This window comes from Nocardia cerradoensis NBRC 101014 (assembly GCF_000308535.1).
Classification (GTDB): domain Bacteria; phylum Actinomycetota; class Actinomycetes; order Mycobacteriales; family Mycobacteriaceae; genus Nocardia; species Nocardia cerradoensis.
In genome coordinates this window covers 1-5,791 of the sequence record NZ_BAFW01000064.1, presented here as the reverse complement: position 1 = coordinate 5,791, position 5,791 = coordinate 1, and the positions used below count along the sequence as shown (strand labels likewise).

Genomic DNA, 5,791 nt, shown 5'->3' with positions numbered 1-5,791 from the left:
TCGCGTCGATCGCCTCACCGACGCCCGCGAGCACCTGATCCACCACCTCGGCCGGAGCCTGCGTCAGCGTCCCCTGGGTGGGCATCTGGTCCAGCCACTCGTCACGGGTGTAGCGGTGCTCCCAATCGAAGCGCCACCGCTGCACGTCGCCGAAACCGCCCGCATCGCGAATCCCGTTGGCGGAGTTGACGAGTATCGGCTCGTAGGGGTCCACCGCCCGGCCGGGGCGGGCCGGCGGACGGAAGGGCGAATCCGGGAGCAGCCGGCGGTAGACCTCGGCGAAGGCCTCGGCCACGACGGGCGGCAATTGGAAAACGTGCCAGAACAGTGCCAGCCGCCCGGACGGGCGCAACGCCTGTGCCGCCTTGCGCGCACCCTCGACCGGATCGATCCAATGCCACGCGGTACCGGACACCACCGCGTCGAAGACGCGCCCGGCCGGATCCCACTCCTCCAGCCGCGCCACCTCCACCCGCAGTCCGTCACGCCGTGCGAAGTCGGCCATCCGGGCGTCGGGTTCGACACCCAGCACCGTGCATCCCGCGGCACGGAACTGCCGGGCTTCGATGCCGGTGCCGCAGCCGGCGTTCAGGTAGTTCGAGCCCGGGCTCGACTCGACGATGCGGTCGATCATGGCCTGCGGATAGGGCGGGCGGGTGCGGTCGTATCGGGCCGGATCGATGCCGAAGGATTCGCCGGTCGACCGGCGCTGGGCGGGCGTGATCGCCGGTGCGGGCGGTTCGGTGGAGGACATGCGGCAACGGTAGGTCGGGCGATCACATTCGTCAACCATGGGTTGACGTTGCGGCAATCGTCAATACATGATTGACGGAAATCTCGTGCCTGCGGTACTCACCGTCCCCACGCGAGGGTTATTCGCGTCGTCGCGAGAAAATCCGCCGTCAGCTCGCGCAATGCCAGGAACTGCCCGCCCGTCCCGTATTTCCTTCGCAGACTTCCGAAATCGGTGAACGCGGCCGCGGCGGCGATCTGATTGGAGTCGGGAATGCGGGTCGGAAACAACCGTGGCAGAGTGCGATTGGCCTGCAGGATCTCCAGGGTGGTGCGGTGAACCGCGGACGAACGGCGATACTTGGTGACCACGACGCCGAGCTCCTCCAGCGGATCGCCCCAGCGTGCGGCGAGGTGACGCAGATGCGCCTGTACCGGCGGAATTCCGTAGGTGGACATGATGTCCGGGATGGTGGGGATCAGGTAACCGTCGGACAGCCGCAGGCCGTTCTGGGTGATCGGGCCGAGATTCGGCGGGCAGTCGACGAGGACGTAGTCGTAGTCCTCCAGCACTCCCGACAGCGCCCGGGCCAGCACCGCGGTGGGTTCGCCCTGCCGCAGCGCGGGCATCTCGTCCTGCAGCGCAATCAGTTTCGGCGACGCCGGCAGCAGATCGACGGTGGTGACCGCATGCATGGGCGACACCTCGTGCTGGAGCAGCGCGCGCACGTCGGGGGCGGGGCGCCCGGCCAGGGCGGCGGCGAAGATCGCGGCCAGCGTGCGGTCACCGGAATCCAGTTCCATCGCCCGGTTTTCGCCGACCATCATCGCGGTGAGATTGGCCTGTGGATCCAGATCGATCAGCAGGACCCGCTTGTCGAACTCGGCGGACAGGATTTCGGCCAGAGCGGCCGTGGTGGTGGTCTTACCCACCCCGCCCTTCAAGTTGAACGTCGCCACCACGTACGGCCGCGAACGCCCCGGCGCGCGCTCGGCCTCCCAGATCCGTTGCGGCCGTTCCAACCGCAGCACACGGCCTGCCCGGGTGCGTCCCAGCCAGTCGAATCCGTCCTCGTCGGCCGCCGCGTTCGCCGGCTGCGCCGCATCGAGCGGTCCCACGACCTCGACCGATCCCGTGCGCTGCCCGGATGATGTCTCGCTTCGTAACTCCACCAGCCCGAGACCCTCCATTCACACCACCGTCGGCACGGTGCGCTACACCTTAATGATCGACACCCGCTGCGGCACTGCACGACACCGGCCGGCGAGGCGGATATTCGATGACTTTTCCTGCGATATTGCACGTTCGGCGCGGCGGGCGGCGAAGATACCAGAGTGCGAACGAAATTCTCCTCCGAACTCGCGGCGCTCTCCGACGAGCTCGCTCATATGGCTCGGTTGGCACACGAGGCGGCCGAACGCGCCGCGGTGGCGATCGAGAACGCCGATCTGACCGCTGCCTACGAGGTGTTCGCGCTGGAGGAGAGAATCCAGGCCGAGCACGCCAAATGCGAGGACCGGTCGGTGATCCTGCTCGCCCTGGAGGCGCCCGTCGCGCGGGATCTGCGCAATGTGGTCACCGCCATCCAGATCGCGGAGGATCTGTCCGGCATCGCGGGCGGGCTCAGCCGGGTGGCCGACGGTGTGGTGCGGAAATTCCCCGAACCCGTGGCACCCGAAGACATCACGCATCACCTGTCGGCGATGGCCGCGGCGCTCGTCGACCTCACCGCCGCGGCCATCGCGGTGATCTCGGCCCAGCAGGTGGAGCCGGACACCACCCTGATTCCGCCGGATCCGGCGATCGAACAGCTCCAGCAGCAACTGCTGCGCGCGGTCGCCGACGACGGCTGGCAGCACGGCAATGCGATGGCGGTCGAAACAGCGCTGCTGGCACACCATTTCGAGCGCTGCGCCGCGCACTGCGTGCGGATCGGGCGGCTGATCCGGTTCTTCCACACCGGCGTACCGCTGTCGGCGCAGACCGACGAGGAGTGAGCCGAACCCGCACGCGGGAATTCCAGCCGCAGAGCTCCCGGCTGTGTTCTTCGGCGGCGCACGCGGCCCGCACCTCGGGGGCCCGCACACTACCCCCGGCCGCGTCGCCCCCGCTGCGCCGGTGACGGTGTGCGCAGGGGCCGTGGTTACGCGCACTGCCAACTCCGGCCGCGTCGGCCGCACCGCTCCCCCGGTGGCTCCGAATCCCACCCAGTAACCTGGGCGCATGACAGCTGTTGCAGATCGTTCACTCGGCCCGGAACTGGCACGTACCGAGAGCATCGGCCCCGATACCGATGTTCTCGTGGTCGGACTTCTGTCCACCGACGACGGGCCCGTGATCGCCGCGGCCGACGTTTTCGACGCGGTGCTCGATGCCGGCACCCGGGAGCAGTTGCTGGCATCGCTGCTGGCCGTCGGCGCCAAGGGTAAGGCCGAGGAACTGACGCGGATCCCGGCGCCGGACGGGCTCGGCGCGACCAGCGTGCTCGCGGTCGGACTCGGCGGCCGGGACGCGCTGGACGCCGAGCAGATCCGCAAATCCGCCGGTGTGGCCGCCCGCTCGCTCGCCGGCACCGCCACCGCCGTCACGACGCTGTCCGGACTGGATCTGGGCGCCGCCGCCGAGGGTTTCTACCTGGGCGCCTACACCTTCACCGCGTTCAAGTCCGACAAGTCGGCGCCCAAGCCGGCCGAGCAGCCGCTGCAGCGCGTCGAATTCCTCGTTCCCACAGCCGATTCCGGCGAGGACGAACTGTTCCGCGCCCAGGCCGTCGCCGAGGCGGTGGCGACCGCCCGCGATTTCGTCAACACTCCCCCGAACGCCCTCTTCCCGGCCGAATTCGCCGAGCGCGCAGCCGAATTGGCGCGGGCGGCCGGACTCGACGTGGAGATCCTCGACGAGAAGCAGCTGGAGGCGGGCGGTTACGGCGGCATCGTCGGCGTCGGCAAGGGCTCCTCGCGCCCGCCGCGGCTGATCCGCATCACCTACTCCGGCGGCGATACCAAGGTCGCGCTGATCGGCAAGGGCATCACCTTCGACACCGGCGGTATCTCCATCAAGCCGGCGGCCAATATGGAGAACATGACCTCCGATATGGGTGGCGCCGCGGCGGTCATCGCGACCGCCCTGGTCGCGGCCCGGCTCGGACTGCCGATCACGGTCACCGCGACGGTGCCGATGGCCGAGAACATGCCCTCGGCAACCGCCCAGCGCCCCGGCGATGTGCTCACCCAGTACGGCGGCACCACGATCGAGGTCATCAACACCGACGCCGAGGGCCGGCTGATCCTGGCCGACGCGATCGTGCGCGCCGGTGAGGACAACCCGGACTACCTGATCGACGTCGCTACGCTGACCGGCGCGCAGATGGTCGCACTCGGCACCCGCACCCCGGGCGTGATGGGCACCGAGGAATTCCGCGACCGGGTGGCGCGGCTGTCGCAAGAGGTCGGCGAGAACGGCTGGCCGATGCCGCTGCCCGCCGAACTGCGCGCCGACCTGAACTCGAAGGTCGCCGACATGGCCAACGTCTCCCCGCACCGCTGGGGCGGGATGCTGGTCGCCGGCACCTACCTCAAGGAATTCGTGCCCGAGGGTGTGCAGTGGGCGCATCTGGATGTGGCGGGCCCGGCCTACAACACCGGCGGGCCGTTCGGCTACATCGGCAAGGGCGGCACCGGCGTTCCCGTGCGCACGCTGGTGGCGGTGCTGACCGATATCGCGGGAGAGTAAGCGGCACAACAGAATTCGCGATCCTGGTCGGCGGCGCTCATCGTGCCGACCAGGATCTCGGTCAGCGCATCGCCCGGACCGGTGTGGCACCTGCCCGACCGCGGTCGGCGCGGGCGCCTCACCGATGGGCTGAACGCACGCCGGTAACCGTCGCCGGTGTCGACGGCCGCCGTCGCGATCCTGCTGACGCGACTTCCAGCCATCGGCCCCACTCGGGCCGGAGGCTCCTACTCCGCGGGCAGATCCCGCAGATCGGCTTCCAGCGCGCGTTTGCGCTCGATGCGTTTGCGAGCGTCGTAGTCGCGCATGCGTTGCGGGTAGCCGGTGCGGCCGACGTCGTAGACGGGAACCCCGAGGCGGCTCGACAATTGGCGGGCGCCGCGCTCGCCCACGATCCGGCGCGTCCATTCCCCATCGGCGGCGATAAGAATCGCTGTGACATCGGTCACTGTCGTCTTGGGTTCGATATACGCCTCGACACCGTCGTGGGTGCGCACCCAGTCGGCCAGATAACGAATATCGGAGCCGTCGGCGCCTCTGCCCGCGCGGCCGCCGCGGAAACGATCGAGCAACCCCACGGCCGCTTACCTCCTGGTCGAATGTCGGGTGCGTGCACTCCCGATCTATCGATACTGCCAGCTGTCGGGCATTTCGGGCGCACGCCCAGCTGCATGGCGGACACCGTGTCCGAACCCCGCGGTTCCGCGCGGGGTGTCGAACCAGACACGCCGGGCTGGACGATCGGCATCGGGGCAGCTCTCCGCAGCGGCGCGGATGCTGTGATGTCGCCACGGGCCCGCCGACCGCCCGCCCTGTGGTACGTATCGCAACGGCGAGTGCAAGGATGGAGAACCGGAACAAGAACCGCACGGATCTCCGGTGCCACAGGAATGTTCGGTGGCAGTCGGGTGCTCGCCGCGACCCGCGGCGCGCCCCGCCGAGAGACGAACTGTTGTGAACCCGTCGAGCAGTTAGAGGAGTCAACGGACATGGCCTTCTCCGTCCAGATGCCAGCTCTTGGTGAGAGCGTCACCGAGGGCACTGTGACCAGGTGGCTGAAGCAGGAAGGAGACACGGTCGAGGTCGACGAGCCCCTGCTCGAAGTGTCCACCGACAAGGTCGACACCGAAATCCCGTCCCCCGCAGCGGGTGTGCTCACCAAGATCGTGGCCCAGGAAGACGACGTCATCGAGGTCGGCGGCGAACTGGGCGTGATCGGCGACGCCGACGAGGCGTCCGCCTCCGCTCCCGCCCCGGCACAGGAGGCACCGGCCCAGCAGGCACCGGCCGAACCCGCGCCCGCGCAGGAAGCGCCCGCCCAGCAGG

Annotated in this window: 6 protein-coding genes; 3 read left to right on the top strand and 3 right to left on the bottom strand. The window is 69.1% G+C overall.

Features of this window, described 5'->3' with window-relative positions:
• Together ON23_RS08025 and ON23_RS08020 are read right to left on the bottom strand one after the other, a co-directional pair.
• A partial coding sequence (locus ON23_RS08025; protein ID WP_063821233.1) for a class I SAM-dependent methyltransferase occupies window positions 1–754 on the bottom strand: 754 nt, incomplete at its 3' end.
• A gap of 98 nt (window positions 755–852) precedes the next feature.
• Complete coding sequence (locus tag ON23_RS08020) at window positions 853–1,923, bottom strand: ParA family protein (RefSeq protein WP_086006862.1); 1,071 nt, start codon at window positions 1,921–1,923, stop codon at window positions 853–855.
• A gap of 144 nt (window positions 1,924–2,067) precedes the next feature.
• On the opposite strand from ON23_RS08020, the gene ON23_RS08015 reads away from it, so the two are divergent.
• Both ON23_RS08015 and ON23_RS08010 read left to right on the top strand, forming a co-directional pair.
• Window positions 2,068–2,730, top strand: a complete 663-nt coding sequence (locus ON23_RS08015) for a phosphate signaling complex PhoU family protein (protein ID WP_039777224.1) — start codon at window positions 2,068–2,070, stop codon at window positions 2,728–2,730.
• 226 nt (window positions 2,731–2,956) lie between these two features.
• Window positions 2,957–4,465: a leucyl aminopeptidase gene (locus ON23_RS08010; RefSeq protein WP_039777223.1), complete on the top strand. Its 1,509-nt coding sequence runs from the start codon at window positions 2,957–2,959 to the stop codon at window positions 4,463–4,465.
• 227 nt (window positions 4,466–4,692) lie between these two features.
• On the opposite strand, the gene ON23_RS08005 is transcribed toward ON23_RS08010, so the two are convergent.
• On the bottom strand, window positions 4,693–5,043 hold the full coding sequence (locus tag ON23_RS08005) for a hypothetical protein (RefSeq protein ID WP_039777222.1): 351 nt from the start codon (window positions 5,041–5,043) through the stop codon (window positions 4,693–4,695).
• A gap of 411 nt (window positions 5,044–5,454) precedes the next feature.
• On the opposite strand from ON23_RS08005, the gene ON23_RS08000 reads away from it, so the two are divergent.
• A partial coding sequence (locus ON23_RS08000; RefSeq protein ID WP_305080357.1) for a biotin/lipoyl-containing protein occupies window positions 5,455–5,791 on the top strand: 337 nt, incomplete at its 3' end.